Genomic DNA, 26,007 nt, shown 5'->3' on the forward strand with positions numbered 1-26,007 from the left:
ATTCCGCTCCGTGCGCACCGCTTCGGTTCAGCACTTGTAGATGCTGCCGCCCCACGTCATGTAGTTGTCCGCGCTGTAGTAGCGGCCGTAGTACGACCAGTCCGCGAGGTAGTGGTCGTGGTCCGCCCAGCCGGCGTCGCCGTTGATGCTCTGGCCGATGACGTAGCAGTAGATGTACGCGTGCTGGTCGCTGTAGCCGCGGCCGTACAGGTTGCAGCTCGCCCACGCACAGTTGCGCAGAGCCACACCGCCGTCACGGGTGTCGTAGCCGCCCCACTGCCCGGCCTCGGCCACCCCGCTGCCGGCCCCGAGTGCGCCCAGGCTCAGCAGACCCGCGGCGACGGTGGTCGCGATCTTGCGCATTTACCCTCCCTGGATCCTTGACCTGCGATCAGCCGAACGGCCGTTCGCGGCAGCAATTCTGCAGAAACGATCGGAGTGGGAACAGGAATTTGGACGCGAAATTCCACGGAAGATAGCCGGAAGAATTCCCGGAGGCCCAGCGGACCGGAGCGTCGCACTCCGACCACTGCGACATGTGATGTGCATCACACGATCTTTGCCGCCCCGTTACTGTTTAGACTGCACTGCTCGAACTGCACCGCCCGAGCCAAACCTGCCTCGCCACCGACCACGGGGGGATTCGTGTCAGAGCAGGTCGAAAGCTTCGGCGCGCTGTTGCGCCGTACCCGCGTCCTCCACGGCCTCAGTCAGGAGGAACTCGGGAAACGATCCGGAATCACGGCCCGTGCGATCAGCAACCTGGAACGGGGCTGCAGTCGGCCCCGCGGCAACACCCTGCGAGAGCTGATCAAGGGCCTCGGCCTCGACGGGGACCACGCCTCCGGCTTCCTGCACGCGGCGACCACACCCGCCCGGTGCGATCCCGGGGACCAGGACGGCTTCCTCCTCCCCGACGAGGAGAAAGGGCTGCTGACCGACTCCGAGGTCGTGTCGACCCTCCGCCGACTCAGCCTGGCCGATCCCGCCCGGTGGGAGCCGCGGATCACCGCGACCCTGCTGGCCGCGTGCTCGGGACAGCCCAGCGCCGTACGGCTGCTCGGCGCCGTCCTGGCCGTCCAGCCCGAACTGCCGCTCGCCGCCCTGGCCGACCGGCTCTCCCGCGACGACCGCCGCCACACCCTGCTCCACTTCTGAGGGCATCCCCGCACGACGTCACGACAGCGCGGGACCGCGAGGACGGCATCGAGCCAGCCGAGCTGGTGGGGGCCCATGAGCGCCCTGATCCGCGACGCGAGCCACTTCGCGGGCTTCCGGCACCCCGACCAGTTCCTCGACCTGATGCTCACCACAGTCGGCCCGGCGATCACCGCCCAGCCGGTTCCGTGCTGACCTCGGCGGTGATCCGTATCTCGTGGACGGCGTTCCGGTCGCCGGTGAGCGGCTGGACCCGCCCGGCCGAGTCGGTGGCCCGGCAGCGGACGCGGAGCGGGCCCGGGGCGAGGTCGTACCACCGGCGGAAGCGCTGCCAGGCGAGGCCCGGACGCCCTTTAGTCCGCCGTCGGGCCGTCCTCCTCGACGCTCTTGGCCACCTGTCAGATGAGACCACCCACCCGCTCGGCGACGTCCGTAGGCCCGCCCGCCTCAGTTGCCCCCGCCCAGCCGCCGGGCCAGCACGTGGCCGCGCTCGGCCTGCACTGCTCCGGCCTTCCCAGCCGCGTAGTGGAGCAGGCCGAACGGCGCGTGCAGCCGCAGTCGATCGATCACCAGAGAGCCGCCGTCGCCTCGGGCGGTGACGGCGAAGCGGTAGTCCATCCGCACACCACCAGGACTGACCACCTCGCCGCTGACCGTCGCCTCATCCGGCAGCCGGGCGTCCTCGGTGCGCAGGCTGACCTGGATGACGTTGTCGTGCCGGACCAGTCCGAGGAACCGGAAGCGCTCGACGGCCACGTAGTGCGTGACCCCGCCCTCGCGCCGCACGTCCCGCACGTCCACGAGCAGCGGGGAGAGCCCGATGTAGTTCTCGGGGTCCGCCAGATGGGCAAGCACCGCGGCGGGCGTCGCCGCGATGTCGTAGCTGTGACTCAGTACGGTGCTGGGCACGTCCAACTCCCCTGGCCGGTCCGGGTCCGGCCGTCGTCGTGGACCGGGAACGATCGGTGGATGGTCGCACCATCCTGTTGGCTCCGCCAGGCTATGCGGGAAGCTCCTCGGCATGGGGCGGATCAGGCGACTCGGCGGAACGTCGGTGACAGGTTCCAGCAAAGCGCGGCACGCCCGGGACTCCCGAACTTCCAGGATCTTGTGACGGAAGAGCAGGACCTCCTGGCCAGCTCAGAGGGCGCGGCCCAGGAGAGACCGGTGGTCTCGATTCCGGTCTCGTTCAGCTCCGTTCGCCCGGGTTCGCACGGCGACTGCTTCCTTGCTCCGCCGCAGGTCAGGACTGATGTGAACGCGAGCGGACTGCGCAGGGGAGAATTGGAAAGCGTGTTGGGGGCGACCCCTCACGAGTTCGAATCTCGTATCCTCCGCCTTCACGAAGGCCCGGACCGCTCAGCGGCCCGGGCCTTCGTCGTTCTCCACTCCAGCCATCGCTCGTGTCACGTCCGCTCCGTCCGTGCGCCGGCCCCCGTGTCAGAAGCGCAGGGCAGAATCACTGGGAAGGCACCGTCTCGGAACTCTCGCGGGGCGGATGAGGAACCTCCGGAGAGGGCGACATGCCGAAGATCCCCAAGGGCCGGCGTGTTGCCCAGGCGGCCGTGAACGCGGTACGCACCCTCCTTGAGGAACATGACCACATCGTCCAAGAGATATCCGGGCAGAACGACTTCGGCGAGGACCTCTACGTCACGTTCGTCGAGGACGAACACGTGACGAGCGACGTCATCAGGGTCCAGGTCAAGGGTGGGGACAAGTGGCGCCGGGCCAACGGCTACGCGGTGCCCGTCAGCCACCACGGCGACACCTGGGCAGACGGGAACATCCCTGTCTACTGCGTGGTGTACGACCCGGACAGCAAGCGGCTCTTCTGGGCGAACGCAACACAGCAACTCCGCCGATCCGGCCCGTTCAACCGCCCGAAGGTGATCGGTGTCAGCCCCAACGCGGTGCTGGCCGATACGACGATGAAGTCGTTCGTCGCACAGGCCCGTCGCTACGTCGGACGGTACCGAGGCAGGCAGGCCGTCCTCACCCACCTGGGAGAGATGTCCGGGGTCGAATTCGACCCGTCGGACCACGTCCTGCACTTCGTCAACGGTTACGACGAAGACCTCATCTTCTGGCGACACCCAGGAGCCGAGCTCGCCACCCTGCTGCACAGCGCACTCGACTGGGAGCCGTATCTCGTCAGCCTGGCGTCCCTGATGCGCTCCGAGATGCCGCCTCCGGACTTCGTGGCAGACGACGAGGCCGCAGCCCGCCTCTGGAACGACCACGACTTGTCGTCAGCAGAAGACTTGGAGTTGAGCCGGACGGAGCTCATGTGGGTGGCCTCCTGCTTCATGTCCACTAGGCAGGCAGACGAGGAATCGGAGGCCGTCTTCGGCTCTGACGAGTGCGAAGGGTGCCCAAGCTGCACGGGCGAGGAACCCGTGGAGCACGGCAACATCGCAGCAGACGTTCTACACCAGTACGTCATCGACCGCATTGTCACCCGGTTCGAGGTCGAGCCGGATCTTCTCCAGCGGTCGATCTCAGCCATGCGCGAAGTCGGCGAGCTCGAACCGGAATTCGTTGCTGAACTCGGGCCCCTCGAAGCCGATCCGCGCACCGTCCGGCAGGTGACGAAGCTGAGCCGCTCGACCATGGACGACCTCGGGCCGGAAGCGTTCCGGCTGGCGGTGCTCTACTTGATCCATCGCATCTACATCGGCGGCCCCTCGCTCCCCCTGGACGAGCAGGTTCGGATCGTCTGGCGCATCCCCGAGCCCGGATGATGCGTCCGTCGAAGACTGCCGAATCCGGCCTCACGTGAGTCTCCGGCCCCGGCCCATCGGGGAGAACGAGGGCCCCGACCGTACTGCGGTCGGCGCCCTACCTCGTCTCGTTCATGCCCGTACGGCAGGGTTCAGAGGCGTCCTCCAAAGCCTCTCCGGCGCTGGTCAGAGCAGCTGCGGACTGCGACGTACAACGTTCGAGAGAATGGGAAAGCGTGTTGGGGGCAACCCCTCACGAGTTCGAACCTCGTATCCTCCGCCTTGATCGAAGGCCCGGACCGCTTCACGGCGGTCCGGGCCTTCGTCGTCTCGTGGTCGCGGTTCCGGTTGCGGTTCGACCCGGGGAGCCGGCGCTCCGGGACCGACGACGCACCGGGCCCGCCTGCTACGGCGGATCTCCGCGGTAGCAGGCGGGCCCGTGGTCCTGCGGCTGGGGCGGCGCCTCAGCCGTCGGTGTACTTGTCGGCGATCGAGAGGGCCTGGTCGAGGATGGCGAGGCCCTCGCGGGCCTCCTCGTCGGTGATGGTGCAGGGCGGGACGACGTGGATGCGGTTGTAGTTGTAGACGGGCCAGAGGCCGTTCTCCTTGCAGAAGGCCACCACCTCGTCCACGGGGCGGCTCTGGGTGCCGGTCGCGGCGTACGGGACCAGCATCTCCCTGGTTTCGCGGTTGCGGACCAGCTCCACCGCCCAGAAGACGCCCATGCCCCGCACCTCGCCGACGGACGGGTGCCGGGACGCCAGCTCCCGCAGGCCGGGGCCGATCACCTCGGCTCCCACCCGGGCGGCGTTCTCGATGATGCGCTCCTCGCGCATCGCGGTGATCGCCGCGACGGCGGCGGCGCAGGCCAGCGGGTGGCCGGAGTAGGTCAGACCGCCGGGGTAGACCACGTCACGGAAGGTCTCGTAGATCTCGTCCGAGACGACCACACCACCCAACGGGACGTACCCGGAGTTGACGCCCTTCGCGAAGGTGATCAGGTCCGGGGTGACGCCCCAGTGGTCGATCGCGAACCACTCTCCGGCCCGGCCGAAGCCCGACATGACCTCGTCGGCGATGAAGACGATCCCGTAGCGGTCGCAGAGTTCGCGGACGCCCGCCAGATAGCCGGCCGGGGGCACCAGGATGCCGGCCGTGCCGACGATGCTCTCCAGCAGGACGGCGGCGATGGTGGAGGGCCCCTCGAAGGCGATCACCTGCTCCAGGTGGGCCAGCGCGCGGGCGCACTCCTCGGCCTCGGTGGTGGCGTGGAAGTGGGAGCGGTAGAGGTACGGGCCGAAGAAGTGGACGGTGTTGCCCGCGGCGCTGCCGGAGTTCTCGTTCGCCCAGCGGCGCGGGTCCCCGGTCAGCGAGATCGCGGCGGCGGTCCCTCCGTGGTACGAGCGGTAGGTGGACAGCACCTTGGGACGGCCGGTGTGCATCCGGGCCATCCGGATGGCGTGCTCGTTGGCGTCGGCCCCGCCGTTGGTGAAGAAGACGTGGTTGAGGTCCCCGGGGGCCAACTCGGCGATGAGCCTGGCGGCTTCGCCGCGCTGCTCGTTGGCGAACGTCGAGGCGATCATGCACATCCGGTCGGCCTGCTCCTTGATCGCGGCCACCACCTTCGGGTGACCGTGACCGATGTTCATGTTGATGAACTGCGAGGAGAAGTCGAGGTAGCGCTTGCCGTCGTAGTCCCAGAAGTGGCGGCCCGAGGCGCCCGCCACCGGAATCGGGTTCACGCCGCCCTGAGCGGCCCAGTTGTGGAACAGGTGGGCCCGGTCGGTCGCGCGGATCCGCTCACCGCGCTGCGGGTCGGGAGCGCCCTGGGTCGGCTGGTGGACGGGCAGCGCGGCGGTGGTCATCGGGGCCTCGTTTCGGTGTCGGAGGTGTCGGAGGAGGAGAAAGAGGAGGAGGAAGAGACGGGCGAAGCGGAGGAGGAAGCGGAGGTGAGGAGCAGGTCCTCTTTGGCGAGGAAGTAGTAGATGTCCGAGGTCACCGCGTCGATCAGGGACCGGGGCGGCGTGCCCTCGGGGGCGCGCAGGCGCTCCGCGTGGAACCGCCGGGAGGCCGCGGAGAGCGGCAGCGCGCCGCAGTCGGCGTAGCGGATGGCACCGGTCCGGTCCCGGCCCGGCACGACCCGGGAGTGGGCGTGGATGCTCGCGCTGAACGGGATGTCGAGCCGCCCGGCGCGGAACGCCGCTTCGATGCCGTCGAGGAGGTCGGCGGCGCCGAGGACCGGCTCGATGATCTCCGCGACCTCGCGTTCGACCCAGTACTGCTCCTCCGCCACCCTGGCCTCGTCGACCGTGACGAAGTCGAACAGGTCGGAGGCGCCGAGCCGGGTGAGGCTGATGCCGCTGGCGTTCGCGGCGGCGTCGGGGATGCCGTACGCCTCCTGGGCGGTCTTGTTGATCACCTTGGCCGCTCCGCCGAGCCGGGCCACCAGACCACCGTGCAGGATGAGCGCGTTCGCGAACTCCGGCGTCCTGGGGAAGGCGCCCATGAACCCGTGCAGCACCGGGTACACCTCGACGTCCGCGGGCAGGTACCGGCGGGCCAGCGACCGGATGGCCCTCAGCGCCGCGATGTCCTGGTGCACCTCGCCACCCTGCGGGTACGCCGGTGAGATGCACTTGACGCCCTCCCGGGCCGCGGCCGCCGCCTCCAGGAGCAGCACGGCGAGGCTGATCGACGGGGGCATCAGGACGGCGGTCAGGGTGCCGAACAGCTCACGGTCCACCACCACTCCGTCCTGCGCCAGCCGCCCGCACAGGGCGTCCACCTGCTGCCAGTCCCGCAGGGAACGGGACAGCGGCACGTCCTTGGAGTAGGGCAGGTTGTAGCCGATCCCGCCGCCCTCGAAGGAGCTGATCCCCGAGGCGATGGTGACCGCGAAGAGGTCCCGGCCGTCCGGGGAGCCGTGCCGGACCTCCAGCGGGACGGACACCGACTCCACCAGCTCGCGGCCACGCTGCCAGCCGTGCGCCACCAGCGGGTACCCGTTGAGGTCGGCGGGGTTGCCGCCCAGCAGGGCCTCGGCGGTGGCGAACTTCTTGAGCCTGGTGTGCGAGTCGATGGTGACCGACAGGATGTCGGGGCGGGCCGGTTCGAGCTCCCGCAGCAGGCCCAGCATCTGCTGCTGGCCGCCGACCCCGCAGCGCGGCTGCACCGCCGGCCGGCCTGACGCCCGGGCGGCGCGCAGCACGTCGACGGCGTGCGGGCGGCCCGGCTCCTTGAGGTGGGCCAGGATCTGCGACCAGTCCGGCAGCGCCGCGGCGACCTGCGGGGTCAGTTCGAGGCCGTGCAGGTCAGCCATGACACAGCTCCGCACCACGGGCCGCGCGCAGCCGGTCCAGCAGCAGCACCAACTCGTCGGCGTCGGAGAGCAAGTGGTCGACGCCCAGCTCGCGCAGCCGCTCCAGGTCGGCCTCGGTCTTGTGGCTGCCGACCGAGAGGTTGCCGCCGACGATGACCGGGCAGCGCAGCCGGCCGGCCGCCCTCAGCTCGGGGAGACCCTGCAGGTCCTGGTGGGCGTGGCCGTTGAGGCTGCCGATCAACACCGCCTCGGCCTGTGGGTGGGCGTCGAGGGCGTCGGCGAACTCCTCCAGTGGCGTGCACACTCCCAGGTTCAGCACGGTGAATCCATGGCCGCGCAGCTGCATGCCGATCAGATGGTTGGCCACGGCGTGCGCGTCGCTCTCGGCGACGCCGAGGATCACCATCCGCTCGCCAGGCCCGCTCGGGGTGTTCACAGGCAGCCCTTTCTTGTGTCGTCCGGTCAGTCGTCGAATGCCGCGAACAGCTCGCGATGGTTGATGTCGGCCAGCCGGGAGAGGCTGTACTCGGTGGGGTCGGCCGCCCGCAGCGAATCGAACACGGCGTCGATGGCCGGGACGAGGCCCCAGACGTGCCGGTAGTCGGGCCAGCCTCCGGCACCCGAGACGCGGTCGGCCTCGCGGGCGAAGATGTAGTCCGCCCAGTCCTTGCTCATCGGATGCCGGTGGTGGAAGTCGTGGCAGACCGTGTCACCGGTCAGCACCAGGTAGCGCGCGGGGAAGTGCACCAGCAGCATGCGCAGCCACCAGCGGGTCCAGGCGAGCAGCCGGCGGCCGGGCGGCAGGGCGGCATCCGGTGCCGGCTCACCGAGGAAGATCGCGTTGGTGAGGCTCCCGAAGTACTCCCGGCCCTTGCGGACCCGCTGCTCGGGGGCCGGGAAGGTGTGCTTGACGCACAGCCGCAGGGTGTTGCTGATCTGGTAGAAGAAGGTCAACGGCAGGACCCACGCCGTCAGGACGAAGGTCCACAGGTGCAGCCAGGTGGCGAGGGCGGCCACCACCGCCGTGGTGGCCACCCAGCAGAGCCGGGCGAGCGGAGTCGCCGCGTGCAGGTACGAGCGCACGCGGGCGGCCAGGAAGCGCAGGTGGAACCGCGGGGAGGCGATCTTGGCGAGCACCCTGCGCCACATCTGGCCCCGGCTCATGCCCGGAGCCAGTTCGAGGCTCACCAGGAAGGCCTGGACGGTCGGATCGCGCAGGGTCATGTGATGGAGCGCGTGGTGGTCTCCGACGTGCTCCTCGCTGTAGCGCTTGAAGTCCTGGACGACCAGCAGCCCGGCCAGGGCGGTCCCGAGCGCGGCATCGAGCCTCGGCCTGCGCCACATGTTCCGGTGAGCGCACTGGTGGTAGACCATCATCCGCAGGTTGCGCATACCGTGCAGGGTCATCGCCCAGCCCGGCAGCAGCAGGAAGAGCCACCAGCCGCCCGTCGCGAGCGCGGTGGCGCTCGCCACGAGCCCGCAGCCGATCGACCAGAACGCGTTGACCAGATGCCGGGTCGCGGTGAACCGCACCGGCCGCTGTCCGAGGTGCGGCCGACCGGTCAGCAGGGTGAGCGGTAGGGCCAGGGCCCGCGGGAGCCGGGTCATCGACTCCCGCACCCGGTCTCCCGGCTCGGGGCGCCGAGGGCTTGCCGACGGCCCCTGGTGGTCGAGCAGCGCTGTCACGGCTGAGATCTCCTCTGGAATCTGTGGATCATGGACGTCGGCCCACCGGCGGCCGACACCGCGGCCCGGCTCCGCCGGCCCGGGCTCCGCGGCTCAGTCGCCGAGCTCGACTTCCAGCGCCGCGGCGACGGCCAGCAACTCGTCGAGGATGGCGTCGAGTTGGGCGGGGGTGGTGTCGGGGTTGAGCAGCATCAGCTTGAGGAACACCCGGCTGCGGCCGTCCACCTCGACGTGGGTCCGGGCCAGGAGCGCCCGGCCGTCCTCCAGCAGCCGGCGGCGCAGCTTCCCGTTGAAGGCGTCGACGTCGAGGCCGTCCGCGGGCAGGTAGCGGAAGAGCACCGCGGTGAGCGGCGGGTCGACGAACAGTTCCAGCCGGGGTTCGGCGGCGATCCGCGCGGCGGCGTGGCGGGCGAGCCCGTGGCAGGTGTCGACCATGGCGCCCAGACGCTCCTTGCCCAGGGTGCGCATGGTCACCGCGATCTTCAGGGCATCGACCCGACGCGTGGTCTGCAGCGAGGTGTTCTGCGAACCGATGTAGCCGGCGCAGGTGTCGTCGTCGGCGCTCAGGCAGGTGGTCGGCGAGAGACCGAACGGGAGCAGGGTCTCCTCGCGCCGGACCAGCAGCGCGGCGGAGGAGGCGGGTGACCAGCCGAACTTGTGCAGGTCCAGGGTGACCGAGTCGGCCTCCGCCAGTCCGTCGAGCATCCCGCGCAGTTCGTCGGAGAAGAGCGCCCCCGCGCCGTACGCGGCGTCGGCGTGCAGCCAGACGCCGTGCCGGCGGGCGATCTCGGCCAGCTCCGGCAGCGGGTCGACGATGCCGAGGTCGGTGGAGCCGGCGCAGGCCACCAGGGCGACGGCCACCCGGTCCGCGGGGAGTTCGGTCAGGATGCGGTCGGCCTCGGCCGGGATCATCCGGCCCTGGGCGTCGGTCGGGACCGTCACGACGTGGTCCTCGCCGATCCCCAGGACGCGGGCCGCGCGGCCGATGGAGAAGTGGATGCCCTCGGGGCACACCACGACCGGCTGGACCCCCAGGGCCGGCAGGCCCTCCTGGAAGACCGACCGGCCGAGCTTGACGGCCAGCGTCTCGTCCCGGGCCGCCACCAGGGCCATCAGGTTCGACACGCTACCGCCCGCGGTGAGCGTGCCGCCGGCGCCGACGCCGTAGCCGACGAGCCCGGCCAGCTGGGAGATCACCCAGCGGTCCAGGTCCAGTGCGAACGGGCCGCTCTCCCAGGCGTGCAGGGACTGGTTGAGGGTGGCGGCGACCAGCTCGGCCGCCACGCCCGACGCGGTGGGCGGCGGCTGCATGCGGGCCAGCGCCGCCGGGTGGGTGAGGTCCACCGACCACTGCGCGTACGAGCGCACCAGGTCGTCCAGCACCGCGGTCGGCGCGCTGCCGTGCTCCGGCAGCAGGGGCTCGACCAGAGCCTTCGCGGCGGCCTCGCGCGCCCCGTGCGCGCCACCGGGCGCCACCGGGCCGCCGCGGTCGGCCGCGACCTCCTGCAGGACGTCCAGGGCGAGGTTCACCAGGCTGCGGACGTTCTCCAGACCGGCGGCGGTGCCGGCCGGATCGTAGAGCGAGCCGGTCGTGGTCGAAGTCATGACGGATCTCCAGAAGGGGACGGGGACCCGCCGGCGGATCGGGGCCGACGGCGGGGTCGCACGGGGAAGGAGGATTCAGGGCTACTGGGCGGCGACCGGCGTGGGCACCGGGGCGGTCGGGAAGTCCCGCAACCGCGGCACCGGCGAGAACACCACCCAGAGCAGGGCGAACAGGAAGCCGACCGCCGTGACCAGCAGGGTCTGCCGGGGGCCGAGCACATCGCTGAGGTAGCCGCCGATCACGCCGCCCAGCGGCAGCGGCCCCCAGGCCAGGAAGCGGCAGCCGGCGTTCACCCGGCCGAGCAGCTCGGGCGGGGTGATCGCCTGCCGGAGGCTGACGATGTGGATGGTGGCCATCGTGGACCCCAGCCCGCACAGGGCCAGGGCGAGGGTGGCCGCGGCCACCGCCGCGGTGCCGCCGACGGGGGCCAGCGGGATCAGCAGCGGCGCGGTGCAGCAGAGCACCAGCTCGACGATGATCGCCGGGCCCAGCCCCAGCCGCTGCTTCAGCCGGCCGGCGCCCACGGCTCCCAGCAGCGAGCCGACCGCCGCACCGGAGAAGATCAGGCCGATCGCGCCGGGGTCGAGCCCCAGGGTCTTGGCGGCGTACCGGACGAACACCGTCTGCAGGGCCAGCCAGCACATGTTGTACGTACCGGACTCCAGGGCGCAGGCGCGCAGCATGGCGTTGCCGAGCACCATCCGCATGCCCTCGGCGATGCTGCGCAGCACGGAGGTCTGGGTGGCAGCCGGGGAGGGTTCGGGCTCCCGCCGCCGGATCGCCAGCAGACCGGCGACCGACACCAGGTAGGAACCGGCGTTCACCAGCAGGGTGACCGGGGCGGTGAGCCACCCGACCAGCAGCCCGGCCAGGGCCGGGCCGCCGATCTGGGCGACCGAACTGGTCGCCTGGAGTTTGCTGTTGCCCTCCAGCAGGTGCTCCCGGTCGATCAGCGAGGGCAGGTACGACTGGTAGGAGACGTCGAACAGCACGGTCAGGGTGCCGATCAGGAACGCCGTCAGGTACAGGTAGTCCAGCCGGAGCAGACCGAACGCCGCGCAGAGCGGGACACTGCCGAGCAGTACCGCGCGGCCGACGTTGCTCCAGAGCATCAGGGGCAGCCGGCGGCGGCGGTCGACCCAGACCCCGACGAACAGGCTGATGCACAGGAACGGTGCGTACGAGGCCGCGTTCAGCACGCCCAGTTCGCTCGCGCTGACGTCCAGTTGGTACACCGCCGCGAGCGGTAGGGCCAACTGGCCGACCTGGGCGCCGATCTGTGAGACCGTCTCACCGGACCACAGTTTCAGGAACTCGCGGTCCTGCCAGAGCCCGCCGAGCCGCGCCGAGGTCACGCCCCCGCCTTCCCGGTGCCGGGCTCGCTGTCCGCGACGTGGAAGGCGCATCCGATCCGGGCGCCGTTCGGCATGTTGACGATCCCCACCTGGGGGTTGGCCACGCCACGCGCGAGCATCCCGGCGTACTTCGAGCCGATCAGCAGCACGCCGTAGGCGACCACCAGGTCCTCGAGGCCGGTGCCGGTCTCGTCGACGAACCGCTCGGCCGCCGGGAACACCCGCTCCTGCACCACGAACGGGCCGCCGACGGCGGCACGCACGTGCTCGGCCCACTCCTGGTCGCTGACCGTCCAGCCGCACACCACGCCGACACCGCCGTAGAGCAGGGTCGGCTTGAGGGCGAGCCGGTCCTTGTTCGCCAGCACGTGGGCGACCAGGTCGACCTCGGTGTCGCCGTACCGGACCCGCTCGTCCCGCACGAAGCGGGTCCACGGCAGGATCCGGTCGATCAGCGCCAGCTCGGCCGGGGTGAAGGCGTCCCGGTTCCGCTCGTCGCTGAGCATCGCGAGGCTGCCCTTGTTGCCGTACAGCTCGCAGTCGAGCCCGGCGAACAGCACGGTGTCGCCGCGCTCGACCGCCTTGATCAGCGGGTCGACCAGGTCGAAGCTGCGCTGCTCGTCGGCTATCTCACCGGGCAGGAAGATCCGGTAGACGATGTCCACCTTCTTGCCGTGCACGTACGGCACCCCGTCGCGGTACTCGAACTCGCCGAGGTGGCAGACCACCGTGTCGTAGCCCAGCCGCATCCATCCGGGCAGCACGAAGTCGAGCCACGGCTTGGTCTTCTCGAAGCCGTCCGGCCACTCGGTGATGGCGAGCACCGGGCGGGCGGGCAGCTCGCGGCCCGCGCACTGGGCGCGCAGGACCCCGTCGATCTCGGCGAGCGGGTCCGGGTGGACGAGTCCCTCGCGTTCGGCGAAGTCGCGGTACGCGCGGTCCTGCATCATCGCCCGGCCGAACTCGGCCATCTGCCAGCCGCCCAGCGAGCTGCCGGTGTTGAGCTCCATCACCTTGAAGCCGCCGACCTCCCGGTAGATGTCGGCGCGGGCCATGGGCGCGGGCCGCTCGCCGGAGCCGCGCAGCACCAGGTCGATCTGGGTGCCGGTCATCCCCACGGCCTGGGCGAAGGCCCGGCGGTCGCCGCCGAAGAGGCGGTCGGGCAGCGAGGTCAGCAGGCCGAACAGTCCGTTCAGATCGTCCTGCAGCCGGATCCGGTCGGCCGCCGACAGGAGCACCGGGCGGCTGAGCATCGCACCGCCGCCGGCACCGTAGCTGAACCAGTCGTCGCCCCGGACGCCGGCCACGGACATCGCGTCGAGCCCGCGCTCGGCGGCCAGGAACCGCCTGGTCACCGGGTTCTCCAGCCGGGCGCCGAGACCGGCCGCCGAGCCCTCCCGCATGGTGGTGACCACCTCGGCCTCGGCCGCGTCCAGCACGGCGGTGCAGGCCTCGGGCCCGTCACCGACCGCGATCAGGGCGGCGGTCCGCGGGGTGAGCGCCTTGGGCGGCAGCGCCAGCTCGGTACCCGGCTCGGCCAGGACGACGGCCTCGGCGAGGCCGGGGACGTCCTCGGCCCCTCCCAGGTCGACCGACTCGACGGTTCCGTCATGGGCCGGGTACAGGAACCGGACCTCGGCGCAACGCTCCCGCGTCGGGGTCAGGTCCGGCTGCCGCCCGAAGGCCGACTCGGCGGCGGCCAGCGGGAGCTCGATGCCGGTGGCGAGGGTGCCCAGGTGCGGGATCAGGTCCCCGCCGAGACGTCCGTTGACCTCGACGATCCGCGGACCGCCGGCGGTCAGCCGCACCTCGGTGTGGGTGACACCGTGGTCGATGCCCAGGGCCCGGTGCGCCGCGCGGAGCAGTTCCACGGTCTCGTCCGCCCACGGCTCGTGGCGCCAGGGGCCGACCAGGTGGCCGATCTCCTCGAAGCCGGGCTCGAAGCCGAGTCGCTTGCGGGCGACGAAGACCGGCTCGGCGGCGCCGTCGACGACACAGCTGTCGATGCTGATCTCGGGCCCGACGAGGAACTCCTCGACCAGCACGCCGTCGGCCTCCGGCACACCGGCCAGGGCCGTCCCCACGGCCTCCGGGTACGCGGCGCTCAGCGCCTCGGCGTCCTCGACCATGCGCACGCCGAGGCTGCCGGCCAGCGAGCGGGGCTTGAGGACCACGGGGTAGCCGATCTCGGCCGCCGCCGCGAGCGCCTCGTCGGCCGAGCGGACCAGCCGGTGGCGCACGGTCGGCAGCCCGGCCCCGTCCAGCAGCGAACGGGTGGTGTACTTGTCGCGGCAGGCCGCGGCCGCCTGCGCCGACAGGTGGCGCAGGCCCAGCTTCTCGGCCACGGACGCGGTGGCGAGCAGCGAGAGCTCGTCCCAGGTGTAGATGCCGATCCGGCGGCCGGGACCGGCCTCGGCACGGATCGCCTCGACCGCTTCCAGGAGGCTGTCGGTGTCCGTCGTGTCCGCTTGGCGGGTCCGGCTGACGTAGGGCTGCTCCCAGGTGACGGGCTGGGAGGTCACCAGCGCGATCTCGTAGGCCCGGGCCAGCGAGGCCAGGGCGTACTCGCGGTAGGTCCGGAGCCGGCTGCCGACGACGATGAGGAGGTCGTTCTTAGCGTCCACGGGGGATCACCTCTTTCCTTGGATTCTGATTTCAGTGCGACGGGACTGGTGCGGGCAGCGGGCGGCAGCGGAGTCGGAAGTCCGCGGCCGTCCGCTCGAGCGCCGCCTCGACCTCGCGGCTCGACGCCCCGCGGAACCTGAACCGGGCACCGACGTGCTCGTAGCCACCGGTCTTCGGGATCACGGCTCCCTCGGCCGGGACGACCTGCGCGTACGGACCGTCCGGGGCCGGGCTCACCTCCACCACCTGGCACGGCGCCTCGACCGGGAGCGGGGCCAGCAGCCAGCCCGCGGACTCGGTGAAGGACGGGTCCACTGCCGCCGGCGGTCGGCCGAGCTGGAGGTCGAAGGCCAGCGCCATCAGGTCGATGCCGTGGACCTCCCGCCAGAGGAACGGGATCTCCGCTCCGCCGACCCGTGCCCCGGCCTCCAGGAAGGTGATCCGCGGCGTGCCCGCACCGCTGTCGGCCACGAACGCCTCCAGGTGGAACACCCAGGGCCCCGGGTCGAGTGCGGCGACCGCCCGAGCGGTGAACTCCCCCAGGTGGGCCAGCAGTTCGGGATCGTCCAGCTCGACGGAGCCCAGGTAGGCACCGTCGTTGAACGCCCGGCAGCTGTTCAGGTACCTGGACGCCCGCCACGGCCCCAGCGCCGTCCCGTCCCACAACCCGTCGATGTGCACGATCGGGTCGGGCAGATAGGACTGCACCAGATGGGGCTCGTCGGCCAGGGCCGCGGTCGCCTCGTCCAGTTCCGCCGCGGATCCGAGGATCCGTACGCCCCGGCTGGCGGTGCCGCGCCGCGGCTTGAGCACGATCGGCCAGCCGTGCCGGTCGCCGAACTCCCGCACCGCCTCCGGCCCCGGGGCGTCGGCGAAGGCCGGAACCGCGACTCCGGCCCGGGCCGCCGCCGACACCATGGCCAGCTTGTCCCGGAAGCGGTCCTGCTCCGCCGGGCCGCGGCCCGGGCAGCCGAGTTCGGCCCGCAGAACGGCCGCGGTGTCCAGATCGCCCTCGTTCAGGGCGACCAGGGCCGCCGGGCGGCCGAACCGCGCCACCAGGGCCTCGGCCGCCCCGCGCACCGCCGCGAGATCGTCGGTGGCGTCCACCACCACGACCGCCGCGGCCTCGGCGGGGACGGACTCGCGCCCCAGCGACGTGGTCAGGTAGCTGACGTGGTGGGTGGCGTGGTCGAGGTAGCCGGCGTAGTCGGCGTACCGGTCGCGCCAGCGATGAATGACGAGCACGTGCGGACGGTCCGTCACCGCACCGCCGATGGCCCCGAGGCCCACTGGTTCACCCCTTCCCTTGCCGCGCGGCGAGCCGCGCGTTCGCGATGACGACCTGGCCGAGCGCGATCCCGCCGTCGTTCGTGGGCACCTGGCGGTGGCAGTGCGCGTCGAAGCCCGCTCGGCGCAGCTCGACGAGGCTGTTCACCAGCAGGAACTCGTTCAGGAACGCGCCGCCGGAGAGCACCACGGTCCGCACTCCCGAGCGGGTGCGGATCTCCCGGCACTGCTCCACCACCAGCTCCACGACCGTGGAGTGGAAGCGCCGGCTGATCACGGCGATGTCCACGCCCGCGGCCAGGTCCGCCGCGACGGCCCGGACCATCGGCCGGGGGTCGAACTCGACCGGGCCGTAGGGGCGGGACCGGTCGAACCGGTAGCGCTGGTCCGGCGCGGCCATCGTCAGGTCCCGCCCGAGCAGTCCCTCCAGCTCGACCGGGCCCTGCGCCTCGTACTCGGCCCGCGTGCACACGTCCAGCAGGGCCGCGACCGCGTCGAAGAGCCTTCCCATGCTGGAGGCCGACGGCGAGTTGATGCCGCGCCGCGCCATCGTGGCGAACACGTGCCGTTGCTGCTCGTCGAGCCGGCGCAGGCCGGGGAACGCCTCGCACGCCTGGTCGGTGTCGCCGAACGCGTCCAGGGCCAGGGCGAAGCCGGTACGGACCGGCTCCTTGACCGCCCGGTCACCGCCCAGCAGCATCAACGGGCGCAGGTGCGCGACCCGCTCGGCCCGGGCGAGGTCTCCGAGGAGGAACTCCCCGCCCCAGATCGTGCCGTCCTCGCCGTAGCCGGCGCCGTCGAAGACCACACCGACGGCCGTACCGTCGATCCGGTTCTCCGCCATGCACGAGGCCATGTGCGCGTGGTGGTGCTGCGCCAGCAGCACCTCCTCGACACCGGCGCCCTCCTCCTTCAGCACCGCGCGGGTGGCCCGGAACTGCGGGTGCATGTCGCACACCGCGTACCGCGGCGCCAGCCCGTACAGCCGCGCGAGATGCTGAGCGGTACGGCGGTGCGACTGGTAGGTCTCGTCGTTCTTCAGGTCCCCGATGTGCTGGCTGACGTAGACCTTCGAGCCCTCCGTCAGGGCCACCGTGGTCTTCAGTTCGGCGCCGTAGGCCACGATCGGGGCGAGCTCGTAACCGACCTCCACCGGGTAGGGGGCGTACCCGCGGGCGCGCCGCAGGAAGCTCACCACCGGCTCGTCCAGCTCCGGGTGGGAGGAGTACCTGACCAGCGAGTCGTCGACCCTGGTGTCGATGTCCCGGTCGTTGTAGAGAATGACGTCCGCGATCTCGAAGAGCTGCGCCAGGGCCTCCTCGTTGCGGTAGACGATCGGGTAGCCCGAGATGTTGCCACTGGTCATCACCAGGGCGTCCAGCCCCGGCTCGTCCACCAGCAGTTGGTGGTGCGGCGCGGAGGGGAGCATGACCCCGAGGTTCGGGTTGCGGGGTGCGACGGCCTCCGGCAGACCGCCGTCCCGCTTGCGCAGCAGGACGATCGGCCGGGCCGGCGACCGGAGCAACTCGGCCTCCGCCTCGCTGAATTCGGCGAAGGACGCCACCGTGTCGAGATCACGGGCCAGCACGGCGAACGGCTTGGAGTCCCGCCGCTTGCGCTGCCGCAGCCGGTGCACCGCCTCCGCGTTGCGCGCGTCGACCGCGAGGTGGAAGCCGCCGACGCTCTTGACCGCCACGATCAGACCCTCGGCCAGCGCCGAGGCCGCCCGGCCGAGCGCGCGCTCGCCCCGGCTGAGCTCGCCCTCGGGCGTCGCCAGCAGCAGTTGGGGACCGCAGTCGGCGCAGGCGTTGGGCTGGGCGTGGTAACGACGGTCCATCGGGTCGACGTACTCACCCGCGCACGACGCACACATGGTGAAGGCCGCCATGGTGGTCTGAGCACGGTCGTAGGGCAACGCCTGGATGATCGAGTACCGCGGCCCGCAGTTGGTGCAGTTGATGAACGGGTAGCGGTAGCGCCGGTCCGCCGGATCACGCAGCTCGGCGAGGCAGTCGGTGCAGACGTGCGAGTCGGCCGGCACCACCGTGGCCCTGCGACCCGAGTGCACACTGCTCCTGATGACGAATCCCACCTGCTCGCCGTCCAGCAGCGGGACCTCCTCCACCGTCAGCTCGTGGATGCGGGCCAGCGGAGGCATCTCCGTGCCGAGCACCTCGGTGAAGCGCTGCAGCCGGGAGGTCTCGCCCTGGATCTCGATCAGCACGCCCTCGGGATCGTTGAGCACCCATCCGCTCAGGCCCTGGTCGAGGGCGGCCTTGTAGACGAACGGCCGGAAGCCGACGCCCTGGACCACCCCGTTGACCCGGATCCGCCACCGCCCCGGCCGCGCGGGCTCCAGGTCGGCGATCATCAGCACAGCCGCGGGAGTTCGGCGCCGCGCAGCTCCTCCAGCACCGACAGCCGGCCGTCGGCGTCCCGCATGACGACCGACGCCTCGGTCTCCTCGGTCACCTCGCCGATGGTCACGGCGTGGGCGCCGTAGCCGTGCGCGTGCAGCGCGGCGAGCACCTGCTCCTCGGCGGACGGGTCCACGAACAGGCAGACGCAGCCCTCGTTCGCGGCGTGGATCGCGTTCGTGCCGAGCATGTCCATCGCCATCGCCGTCTCCGCCTGGACGGGCAGCGCGGTCTCGTCGATGCGGATGGTCCGGCCCGCCGAGGCCGCGTACTCGTGCAGCACCGCGGACAGACCGCCTCGGGTGACGTCCCGGACCGAGTGGACCCCGCCGTCGCCGACCGCCGTGAACAGCTCGTCCAGCATGCCGTTCAGCGGGGCGCAGTCACTGAGGACCCGGGTCTCGAAGCCGAGCCCCTCCCGGATGGACAGCAGGTGGACGGTGTGGTTGCCGATCGGTCCACTGAGGATGACCTTGTCACCGGGGCGCACGTCGCGCATCCGCAGCGGGGTGCGCTCGAAGAAGCCGACGCCCGCGGTGTTCAGGTAGATCTGGTCCGCCTCGCCCTTGCGCACCACCTTGGTGTCACCGCAGACGATCTGGACGCCCGCCTCCCGGGCCGTCTCCCGGATCGAGGTGAGTACCTGGACCAGCTTCTCGAGGGGCAGCCCGGTCTCCAGGATCATGCCCAGGGTCAGGTACGTGGGCTTGGCCCCCACCACGGCGAGGTCGTTCACGGTGCCGCAGACCGCGATCTTGCCGATGTCGCCGTTCCCGAAGAACGGCGGATCGACGACGAACGAATCGGTGGTCATGGCCATTTGCGCGCCACCGGTCGGAAGCATGGCGCTGTCTTCCATCTCGCCGATGTAGACGTCGCCGAGGGTCTCCACGATGAGGGAGATCAGCTCATGGCTGAGCTCGGCACCGCTGCCGTGGTCGAGCTGGATCTCACCGGAGATGGTTGGGGTCGTGGTCATCTGTTGCCGCCCTTGTTTTCTGCTGAAGTGAGAAGGGATTACGGAATCTTGACGGTCTTTCGGGGCAGCTCGCCCTCGGCGTCCAGAATGCGCAGGATCTCGCCGGAGTCGGCGACCGTCGCGCAGTAGCCCTCCAGCCACTCGAGCGCACGCGCCTTGTCCTCCGGCTGTGCCGAGACGACGCAGTCGGAGGGCACCCAGACCTTGTAGCCCCGGAAGAAGGCGTCGGCGGCGGTGGTCTGCACGCAGATCTGGGTCTGCATGCCGGAGATCAGGACGGTGTCCACGCCGAGGGCCTGGAGCTGGTCGTGCAGGTCCGTCTCGTAGAACCCGCTGTCCTTGCTCTTGACCATCACGACGTCGCCGGGCGCGAGGAACTCCTTGACGATGGCCGCGCCTTCCGTGCCCTCCTGGACGGGGAGCCGGCCGAACTCGTCGCGCTCCTCGTTGGGGTCGTCGGAAGGGATGATCAGCTGGAGGTGGAAGACGTGGTGCCCACGACCGCGCATCTCCTCGAGGAAGTTCACGAAGATCGGCGTCGCGGCCTCGACGGCCGCGACCCGGGCCTCGTTCTTCTCAACCAGGTCGTACTGGAGGTCATTGGTGAGTACGGCGATTTTGCCCATGTCGGCTCCTTGGGTGTTGGTACACGATTCGACTCGCCGGCGATCGGCCGCACGGCGGTCCGTCATCCTGTGCGCGCAGAAGAACTCTGGCGCCTCATCAATTCGATATCGGGATAACCGCCCTGAATGGCAGGGCCCGATTCGGCGACAGGAACAAGTGTGCCGCTCCCACCCCCTCGCAGAAGCCCTGCCGTGGCATCATGATCACGAAACGCGAGATCATGAAGGACAGCCATATGTGCACAGAACCGGATACGGGTGACCAAATAGGACAAGTGCAGGTATGCGGCGCCGGCATGGAGCGCTACCAGCAGGCGTTGACGACAGGGAACGTCTCGGGCAACGTCCCCGAGTGCCTGCTCACCCTGGGCCTGCTGCGCCCCCTCCCGGACGACGCCCGGACTCTGGTACCGATCCCGCCGGACATCGCCGCCGCCGATCTCGCCCGGCCGATCGACCGCGCCATCATGGAACAGCAGCACACCCTGACGGCGCTGCGGGCCGCGGTCTCCCAAGTGGACGGCATGTACCAGGACTTCCACGCCCGGACCGCGGCACCGATCCGGCTGCTGCTCGGGGAAGGCGTGATCAGCGTCGCCCTCGGCGAGGCCGTGCGATCGTGCAAGGAGGAGTTGCTCACCGCCCAACCCGGCGGCGGCCGGGCACCGGAACTGCTGGCGGACGCGCTCTCCCGCGACATCGCGCTGAACCGGCGCGGGGTGCGGCAGCGCACGCTGTACCAGCACACCGTCCGCACGCACGGGCCCACGCTCGCGTACATCGAGCAGGTGATCGCGGCGGGAGCCGAGATCCGCACCCTCGACGAGGTCTTCGAGCGGATCATCATCTGCGACCGATCGGTCGCCTTCGTCCCCGGACTCCAGGACCGCCGGACCACGGCGCTGGCCATCCAGCACCCGGGGATCGTCAACTTCCTGGTGAAGGTCTTCGACCACATGTGGGGGCGGGCGCAGACGATCACCTACGGTCCGGACCAGCTACGCCCGCGGCGACTCGCCCAGGAGAGCCAGACGGCGGTGCTGCGCCTGATGGTGCGCGGGCACACCGACGAGGCCATCGCGGCCCGGCTCGGCATCAGCTCCCGCACGGTCTCCTCGCACATCAAGAAGATCTCGGACGCCCTGGGCAGTCGCAGCAGGGCGGAGCTCGGCTACCTGGTGGCCCGCTCCGGCATGCTCGACGCGGCCGAATCCGGCTGACGACCGGCGGGCGTCACGGAGGCCACGGCCTCGACCGTCCGACGGTCCGGCGGCCCGGATAATCGCTGACGTGAAACTCGACGATCTCGTGATCCCCGACACCGCCGCGTGCGCCACCGCCCGGGAAGTGGCCTCCGCCTACTGCTCCCCCGCACTGCTGAACCATTCCGTGCGGGCCTACCTGTGGGCGGCGGCCTACGGCACGTCCCAGGGCATCGCGTTCGACGCGGAGTTGCTGTACGTGGCGGCGATGTTCCACGACATCGGCCTGGTACGTGAGTTCGACAGCCACACCGTGGCATTCGACGAAGCCGGCGGACACGTGGCGTGGGTGTTCGCGGCCGGCGCCGGCTGGCCGGCGGCGCGCCGCACGCGGCTGGCCGAGGTGATCGTCCGACACATGTGGGATCAGGTCGACGTGGCCGACGACCCCGAGGGCCACCTGCTCGAACGCTCCACCAGCCTGGACATCTCGGGCCGGAACGTGGACGACTTCACCGCCGCCTTCCGGGGCGAGGTGCTGGCACGCCACCCCCGCCTCGGCCTCGGCGACGAGTTCGTGTCGTGCTTCCGTGAGCAGGCGCAGCGCAAGCCGGACAGCTCGGCGGCGGCGGCGATGCGCAACGGCATCGCCGCCAGGATCGCCGCGAACCCGTTGGACGCCTGAGGGCCGCACCGGCCCGGCTCACGGCCGGTGCCCGGACGATCAGCCCCAGGCGGAGTCCGCGAGCGCGACCGGAGCAGCGGTGTTGACGGTGTCCGGGGCGGCCGTCCCGCCGAGCGCCAGGAAGGCGCCGACGGCAAGGGAAACGGCGACGACGAACTTGACGAAACGAGCCTCGGTCTTGAACATTTTTCCGTCTTTCCGCTCTGTGGATCAGTCGATCTCGGCCGGCAGGGCGGAAGCGCAGCCCTCCCGTGACGCCGGGTTCCCCCGCGCGGAGTTCCTGCTGCCCCTGCCGACACCGAAAGCCTGCCCCAGCGGGCCCACCGGGTGAATGCATACCGCTCGTCGCGATCACGCACTGCGGGAACCAGAAGCGTGATCAAATGCCTGCAAATCGGACAGCAGGCCACAAGCCGCCACTTCAGGCACTCACGCTCTCCGCCGCTGCCCACCAGGGCGGACGATGGCCCCTGTCGGCCTAGATCGGCAGCGAGTGCAGCCGCACCGCGCCCGCGGGCCACTCGGCACCGTCGTGCAGCGGCGCCCAGATCGTGCGCAGCGGCATCACCACGAGCCGCCCTCCGGGCTGTTGCACCGTCACCTCCGCGGCCAGTTCGTGGAATCCCCGCCGCTCGTAGTAGGGGACGAGCCTCGGACGGCAGAACGCCAGCGCATGCGCGGAGCCGAGCGTGCGCGCATGGTCGAACGCGGCTTCGAGCAGGGCGCGCGCGAGGCTGCCGTCACGCCTGCCGGGAGCGACGGCGAGGCCGCCCATGCCGACGACCACGAGCTCCGTGTCACCGACGCCGAGCGGGATCGGCACCAGGCCGATGTGGGCGACGAGCCGCTCGTCGGCGGCCCGGATGCCGAGGTGGATCTCCTTGGGCCGGAAGGTCAGTCCGAGGTTGCCGACACTGTAGGGGTCGTCGCCGGGGCCGAAGATCTCGTCCTGGTCGGCACGGGTGTACCGGGGCAGCCGGACGACCTCCGGCGGCACGGCGGAGCGGCGGTCATCCATGCAACCGTGATCCCTTCACGGAGGCTTCCGTCCCGTGCTTTCCCGTCCGTGGCGTCCCCGACGGGGAACGACGGTCGTACGGTCGCAGCCCCGCGGCCGCGGTGGTGACCGCCTCCACCACGACGCCGGCCTCGTCGTCGCCGAGGTGGGGCCCGAGGGGGAGGCTGAGGCCCGTCTCCGCCAGGTGTTCGCTGCGCGGGTGGGTGCCGGGCGGCGCGCCGGCCGGGTCGTCGGCGTAGGCCGGGGACCGGTGCGGTGGTACGGGGTAGTGCATCAGGGTCTTCACCCCGGCCCGCTCCAGCCGACGGCGCAGCTCGTCACGTTCCGCGCAGCGGATCACGTACAGGTGCCACACCGGATCGGCCCAGGGGGCGGTGGCGGGGACGGCGAGCTGCGGAAGGCGGCCCAGGGCGCGGGTGTAGCACTCGGCGGTGCGGGCCCGCCGGGCGTTCCAGGCGTCCAGGTGCGGCAGCTTGGCGCGCAGCACGGCGGCCTGGAGCTCGTCGAGCCGCGAGTTGGTGGCCCGCACCTCGTGCCGGTACTTCTCCCGGGAGCCGTAGTTGCGCAGCAGCCGGACGCGGTCGGCCAGGGCGGCGTCCCGGGTGACGACCGCTCCGGCGTCGCCCATGGCGCCCAGGTTCTTGCCGGGGTAGAAGCTGAACGCGACCACGTGGCCCGATCCGATCCGGCGGCCCCGGTAGCGGGCGCCGTGCGCCTGCGCGGCGTCCTCGACGACGGCCAGGTCGTGCCGTTCGGCGATCGCCAGCAGCGGATCCAGATCGGCCGGATGCCCGTACAGGTGCACGGGCAGCACGGCCCTGGTCCGGGGGGTGAGCGCAGCCTCGACGAGGGCCGGGTCCAGGGACAGCCCGTCCGGCGTCGGATCGACGGGCACCGGCCTGGCCCCGACGGCGGACACGGCCAGCCAGGTGGCGATGTAGGTGTGCGCGGGCACCACCACCTCGTCGCCGGGTCCGATGCCCAGCGCGCGCAGCGCCAGCTCCAGCGCGGCACTGCCGCTGCCGACCCCGGCGCAGTGCCCGTTGCCGCAGTACTCCGCGAACTCCGCCTCGAACGCCTCCAGTTCGGCGCCGAGCAGGTAGCGGCCGGAGGCGGCGACCCGGCGCACGGCCGCGTCGAGGTCGGCCCGCAGCTCCCGGTAGGCCGCGCTCAGGTCGAGGAAGGGCACGTTCACGGCAGGCTCCGGGCGTCGCGCAGGAAGGTGTCGTAGTCGCGGTAGTAGTCCGACTCCTCGTAGTGTCGCGAGGCGAGGACGAGGGCGACGGACTCGGGGGCGAAGTCCTGGAGCACGCGCCACACCATCGGCCCGATGTAGAGCCCCACACCCGGCTCGTCCAGCCGGTACGCCGTGCGGCGGAAGCCGTCGTCCAGGCTGACCGAGAAGCCGCCGTGCGCGGCGATCACCACCTGCTCCAGGGTGCGGTGCCCGTGCTCACCACGGGGCGGCGACGAGTCCGGCTGCCCGTACATGTAGTAGACGCGCTGGATGGCGAAGTCCGTGGTCACGCCGGACTCGACCACGGAGAGGGTGCCGCGTGGATCGACGTGTTGCTCCAGCCTGATCAGCCGGCACGGTTTGATCCTCCCCACGCGTGGGGCCCAGGCGGATTCGGCGGTGTTCTCGGCGACGGCGCTGCTCCTCTCGGGGCGAGGAAGGTACTCGAGGCCCTCGTCCGTGAGCATGACCAGCCGGAATGGTGCACCGGCGCCCCGATTCCACTCAAGGCACATGGCAGTTCGCGCGGCCTCACCGCACGTCCGGTGGACATGCGGTGAGGCTACACAACAACCCGGACAAACACCGAGTTTGATGATCAATCAGATCATTGTGACGGGCACCCTCGATGACACCTCCGCCCTCGGCCGACATCGGCCGGCCGGGGCGCGAGCCCTGCGGGCGGCCACGAGCGTGTCCGAAAGATCGGGTAAGTGCCTGATGTGACAGGCTTGGCCGGGGCCCGTGCTCCGGGCCCTGATCGGCCGGGACGGGAGGTGCACCGTGAGAGTCCTGCGACCCACTCTGGCGAAGGCCCCGTGGATGCTCGCGGCGCTGGTCCTCGTGGTCGGCGTCCTACTGGATCGTTTCGCGCCCCAGCCGTACACGGGGCTCCCGCTGCTGGCAGCCGCACCGCTCATCGCGGGTGCCACGCTCTCCTTCCGCGCCGCGCTCGCCGTCGTGTGTGTCACGTGCGTGGCCTCGGTGTTGGTGGACGTCGATCGCGGGCGTCCGGCGACACCGCTGATCGTCGATCTCGCCGTGGTCGGCGTGATCGGCGTGCTGGCTCTCGCGGTCAATCGGCTGATCGTGCGGCAAGGGCGCGATCTGGCACTGGCCAGGGAGGTCGCGGAGCGGGTCCAGCGGGCGGTGCTCCCGGAGCCACCGAGGGACGTCGGGCCGCTGACCGTCGCCGCGGGCTATACGGCGGCGCAGGCCGAGGCGCGGATCGGCGGTGATTTCTTCGCGGTGCAGGAGACACCGTTCGGGGTGCGGGTGATCATCGGCGATGTGCGGGGCAAGGGCCTTGCGGCTGTGGCCGCCGTGTCGATCGCGATCGGAGCCTTCCGGCAGGAGGCCGAGTACGCTCCCAGCCTGGTCACCTTGGGACGAAGGATGGACGAGGCGGTGACCAGGCATACCGCCCGGAGCGGCCCGGTGCCCTCCATGGAGGGCTTCATCACCGCCGTGCTGGCCGAGTTCTCCGCCGACGGCGCGGTGGTGAGCCTGGTGAACCACGGGCATCCGCCCCCGTACCTGATTCACGACGGACAGCTCGCACGGCTCGACCCGGCCGTCCCACAGCTGCCCCTCGGCCTGGGGCTGAACGATCTCACTCATGCCGGCTCCGTGCCCGCCGATGTCGTGCGGCTGCCCCCGGGAGCCTCGCTGCTGCTGGTGACCGACGGCGTCACCGAGGCGCGGGACAAGCGGGGGGCCTTCTACGATCCGCTCGCCTCGGAGCGCATGCGCAGGCTGTTCGGTGACCCCGATGCGGTGGTGGACGCCCTCACCGAAGACGTCGGCCGCTGGACCGAGGACGAACGCGGCGACGACATGGCCATCCTGGTGGTCACCCGGCACCACCGCCCTCCCCGCGTCGCCTGATCAGGGGCAGGACCCTCACCCGGCTCGGCGACGGCACCAGCGCTCGGGACCGCCTCCACCAGGCAGGCCTCACAGCAGCATCGCCTCGAACTGGTACTCCGGTGCGGTCAGTGGTTGCTCCGACCAGATGATCTTGCCGCGGGCCGTGTACCTGGTCCCCCACCGTTCGGCCAGTTGGGCCACCAGGAACAGGCCCC

The 26,007-nt window shown here is 71.1% G+C and carries 22 protein-coding genes; 5 read left to right on the forward strand and 17 right to left on the reverse strand.

All coding sequences use genetic code 11. From position 1 onward, the window contains the following. Nucleotides 1-27 precede the first annotated feature (27 nt). On the reverse strand, nt 28-363 hold the full coding sequence (locus ACFVWU_RS36870; protein ID WP_387629123.1) for a hypothetical protein: 336 nt from the start codon (nt 361-363) through the stop codon (nt 28-30). A gap of 282 nt (nt 364-645) precedes the next feature. Between ACFVWU_RS36870 and ACFVWU_RS36875 the strand changes: the two genes are divergently transcribed. Beyond that, nucleotides 646-1,158 (forward strand): helix-turn-helix domain-containing protein, encoded by a 513-nt coding sequence (locus ACFVWU_RS36875; protein WP_387629126.1) that lies wholly within the window; start codon nt 646-648, stop codon nt 1,156-1,158. A gap of 447 nt (nt 1,159-1,605) precedes the next feature. On the opposite strand, the gene ACFVWU_RS36880 is transcribed toward ACFVWU_RS36875, so the two are convergent. After that, nucleotides 1,606-2,067, reverse strand: coding sequence for an SRPBCC family protein (locus ACFVWU_RS36880; protein ID WP_387629128.1), 462 nt, complete (start codon nt 2,065-2,067; stop codon nt 1,606-1,608). A gap of 614 nt (nt 2,068-2,681) precedes the next feature. On the opposite strand from ACFVWU_RS36880, the gene ACFVWU_RS36885 reads away from it, so the two are divergent. After that, nucleotides 2,682-3,902, forward strand: a complete 1,221-nt coding sequence (locus ACFVWU_RS36885) for a DUF4365 domain-containing protein (protein WP_387629129.1) — start codon at nt 2,682-2,684, stop codon at nt 3,900-3,902. A gap of 443 nt (nt 3,903-4,345) precedes the next feature. Here the strand turns inward: ACFVWU_RS36885 and ACFVWU_RS36890 are convergent, their stop codons facing one another. From ACFVWU_RS36890 to ACFVWU_RS36940, 11 genes are all read right to left on the reverse strand, one after another. Next, entirely contained in the window at nt 4,346-5,746 is a 1,401-nt protein-coding gene (locus tag ACFVWU_RS36890; protein WP_387629132.1) for an aspartate aminotransferase family protein, read from the reverse strand. Further along, complete coding sequence (locus tag ACFVWU_RS36895; RefSeq protein WP_387629135.1) at nt 5,743-7,200, reverse strand: methylaspartate mutase; 1,458 nt, start codon at nt 7,198-7,200, stop codon at nt 5,743-5,745. Before ACFVWU_RS36895 ends, ACFVWU_RS36890 begins: the two co-directional genes overlap by 4 nt. After that, nucleotides 7,193-7,636: a cobalamin-dependent protein gene (locus ACFVWU_RS36900; protein WP_387629137.1), complete on the reverse strand. Its 444-nt coding sequence runs from the start codon at nt 7,634-7,636 to the stop codon at nt 7,193-7,195. Before ACFVWU_RS36900 ends, ACFVWU_RS36895 begins: the two co-directional genes overlap by 8 nt. Nucleotides 7,637-7,662: 26 nt before the next feature. Next, nucleotides 7,663-8,886, reverse strand: coding sequence for a fatty acid desaturase (locus ACFVWU_RS36905; RefSeq protein ID WP_387629138.1), 1,224 nt, complete (start codon nt 8,884-8,886; stop codon nt 7,663-7,665). A 93-nt stretch (nt 8,887-8,979) separates the two neighbouring features. After that, on the reverse strand, nt 8,980-10,491 hold the full coding sequence (locus tag ACFVWU_RS36910) for a pyridoxal phosphate-dependent decarboxylase family protein (protein WP_387629140.1): 1,512 nt from the start codon (nt 10,489-10,491) through the stop codon (nt 8,980-8,982). Nucleotides 10,492-10,572: 81 nt separating this feature from the next. Then, nucleotides 10,573-11,847, reverse strand: a complete 1,275-nt coding sequence (locus tag ACFVWU_RS36915; RefSeq protein ID WP_387629142.1) for an MFS transporter — start codon at nt 11,845-11,847, stop codon at nt 10,573-10,575. Next, nucleotides 11,844-14,471 carry an ATP-grasp domain-containing protein gene (locus ACFVWU_RS36920; RefSeq protein WP_387629144.1) on the reverse strand — a complete coding sequence of 876 codons (2,628 nt, stop codon included), beginning with the start codon at nt 14,469-14,471 and terminating at the stop codon, nt 11,844-11,846. Before ACFVWU_RS36920 ends, ACFVWU_RS36915 begins: the two co-directional genes overlap by 4 nt. A gap of 31 nt (nt 14,472-14,502) precedes the next feature. Then, a complete protein-coding gene (locus ACFVWU_RS36925; RefSeq protein WP_387629147.1) occupies nt 14,503-15,717 on the reverse strand; it encodes an acetyl-CoA carboxylase biotin carboxylase subunit family protein in 1,215 nt (404 codons plus the stop codon). Nucleotides 15,718-15,766: 49 nt separating this feature from the next. Then, nucleotides 15,767-18,130, reverse strand: a complete 2,364-nt coding sequence (hypF, locus tag ACFVWU_RS36930) for a carbamoyltransferase HypF (protein WP_387629149.1) — start codon at nt 18,128-18,130, stop codon at nt 15,767-15,769. Beyond that, entirely contained in the window at nt 18,130-19,155 is a 1,026-nt protein-coding gene (gene hypE, locus ACFVWU_RS36935; protein ID WP_387629150.1) for a hydrogenase expression/formation protein HypE, read from the reverse strand. Before hypE ends, hypF begins: the two co-directional genes overlap by 1 nt. Nucleotides 19,156-19,193: 38 nt before the next feature. Then, nucleotides 19,194-19,781, reverse strand: coding sequence for a cysteine hydrolase family protein (locus tag ACFVWU_RS36940; RefSeq protein WP_387629153.1), 588 nt, complete (start codon nt 19,779-19,781; stop codon nt 19,194-19,196). Nucleotides 19,782-20,056: 275 nt separating this feature from the next. Here ACFVWU_RS36940 and ACFVWU_RS36945 point away from each other — a divergent pair, with 275 nt between their 5' ends. Together ACFVWU_RS36945 and ACFVWU_RS36950 are read left to right on the forward strand one after the other, a co-directional pair. After that, nucleotides 20,057-21,001: a LuxR C-terminal-related transcriptional regulator gene (locus ACFVWU_RS36945; protein WP_387629156.1), complete on the forward strand. Its 945-nt coding sequence runs from the start codon at nt 20,057-20,059 to the stop codon at nt 20,999-21,001. Between the two features lie 70 nt (nt 21,002-21,071). Beyond that, complete coding sequence (locus tag ACFVWU_RS36950) at nt 21,072-21,668, forward strand: HD domain-containing protein (RefSeq protein WP_387629158.1); 597 nt, start codon at nt 21,072-21,074, stop codon at nt 21,666-21,668. A 39-nt stretch (nt 21,669-21,707) separates the two neighbouring features. Here ACFVWU_RS36950 and ACFVWU_RS36955 read toward each other — a convergent pair whose 3' ends face one another. From ACFVWU_RS36955 to ACFVWU_RS36970, 4 genes are all read right to left on the reverse strand, one after another. After that, nucleotides 21,708-21,854, reverse strand: coding sequence for a hypothetical protein (locus tag ACFVWU_RS36955; RefSeq protein ID WP_387629160.1), 147 nt, complete (start codon nt 21,852-21,854; stop codon nt 21,708-21,710). A 292-nt stretch (nt 21,855-22,146) separates the two neighbouring features. Beyond that, on the reverse strand, nt 22,147-22,686 hold the full coding sequence (locus ACFVWU_RS36960) for a GNAT family N-acetyltransferase (protein ID WP_387629161.1): 540 nt from the start codon (nt 22,684-22,686) through the stop codon (nt 22,147-22,149). Then, nucleotides 22,679-23,881, reverse strand: a complete 1,203-nt coding sequence (locus tag ACFVWU_RS36965) for a DegT/DnrJ/EryC1/StrS family aminotransferase (RefSeq protein ID WP_387629164.1) — start codon at nt 23,879-23,881, stop codon at nt 22,679-22,681. The genes ACFVWU_RS36960 and ACFVWU_RS36965 overlap by 8 nt, the downstream gene beginning before the upstream one ends. Then, nucleotides 23,878-24,390, reverse strand: coding sequence for an FdtA/QdtA family cupin domain-containing protein (locus ACFVWU_RS36970; protein ID WP_387629165.1), 513 nt, complete (start codon nt 24,388-24,390; stop codon nt 23,878-23,880). Before ACFVWU_RS36970 ends, ACFVWU_RS36965 begins: the two co-directional genes overlap by 4 nt. A gap of 355 nt (nt 24,391-24,745) precedes the next feature. On the opposite strand from ACFVWU_RS36970, the gene ACFVWU_RS36975 reads away from it, so the two are divergent. After that, nucleotides 24,746-25,810 (forward strand): PP2C family protein-serine/threonine phosphatase, encoded by a 1,065-nt coding sequence (locus tag ACFVWU_RS36975; RefSeq protein ID WP_387629168.1) that lies wholly within the window; start codon nt 24,746-24,748, stop codon nt 25,808-25,810. Nucleotides 25,811-26,007 lie beyond the last annotated feature (197 nt).

It is taken from the genome of Kitasatospora sp. NPDC058190 (assembly GCF_042883685.1).
In the GTDB taxonomy this organism is placed as follows: Bacteria; Actinomycetota; Actinomycetes; order Streptomycetales; family Streptomycetaceae; genus Kitasatospora.

What these genes read in the sequence shown, in the direction of transcription:
- ACFVWU_RS36975 (WP_387629168.1), top strand. Translation starts at nt 24,746, where the DNA reads ATGCTCGCGGCGCTGGTCCTCGTGGTCGGCGTCCTACTGGATCGTTTC.
- hypF (WP_387629149.1), bottom strand. Translation starts at nt 18,130, where the DNA reads ATGATCGCCGACCTGGAGCCCGCGCGGCCGGGGCGGTGGCGGATCCGG.
- ACFVWU_RS36885 (WP_387629129.1), top strand. Translation starts at nt 2,682, where the DNA reads ATGCCGAAGATCCCCAAGGGCCGGCGTGTTGCCCAGGCGGCCGTGAAC.
- ACFVWU_RS36955 (WP_387629160.1), bottom strand. Translation starts at nt 21,854, where the DNA reads ATGTTCAAGACCGAGGCTCGTTTCGTCAAGTTCGTCGTCGCCGTTTCC.
- ACFVWU_RS36870 (WP_387629123.1), bottom strand. Translation starts at nt 363, where the DNA reads ATGCGCAAGATCGCGACCACCGTCGCCGCGGGTCTGCTGAGCCTGGGC.
- hypE (WP_387629150.1), bottom strand. Translation starts at nt 19,155, where the DNA reads ATGACCACGACCCCAACCATCTCCGGTGAGATCCAGCTCGACCACGGC.
- ACFVWU_RS36895 (WP_387629135.1), bottom strand. Translation starts at nt 7,200, where the DNA reads ATGGCTGACCTGCACGGCCTCGAACTGACCCCGCAGGTCGCCGCGGCG.
- ACFVWU_RS36970 (WP_387629165.1), bottom strand. Translation starts at nt 24,390, where the DNA reads ATGCTCACGGACGAGGGCCTCGAGTACCTTCCTCGCCCCGAGAGGAGC.
- ACFVWU_RS36910 (WP_387629140.1), bottom strand. Translation starts at nt 10,491, where the DNA reads ATGACTTCGACCACGACCGGCTCGCTCTACGATCCGGCCGGCACCGCC.
- ACFVWU_RS36940 (WP_387629153.1), bottom strand. Translation starts at nt 19,781, where the DNA reads ATGGGCAAAATCGCCGTACTCACCAATGACCTCCAGTACGACCTGGTT.
- ACFVWU_RS36890 (WP_387629132.1), bottom strand. Translation starts at nt 5,746, where the DNA reads ATGACCACCGCCGCGCTGCCCGTCCACCAGCCGACCCAGGGCGCTCCC.
- ACFVWU_RS36960 (WP_387629161.1), bottom strand. Translation starts at nt 22,686, where the DNA reads ATGGATGACCGCCGCTCCGCCGTGCCGCCGGAGGTCGTCCGGCTGCCC.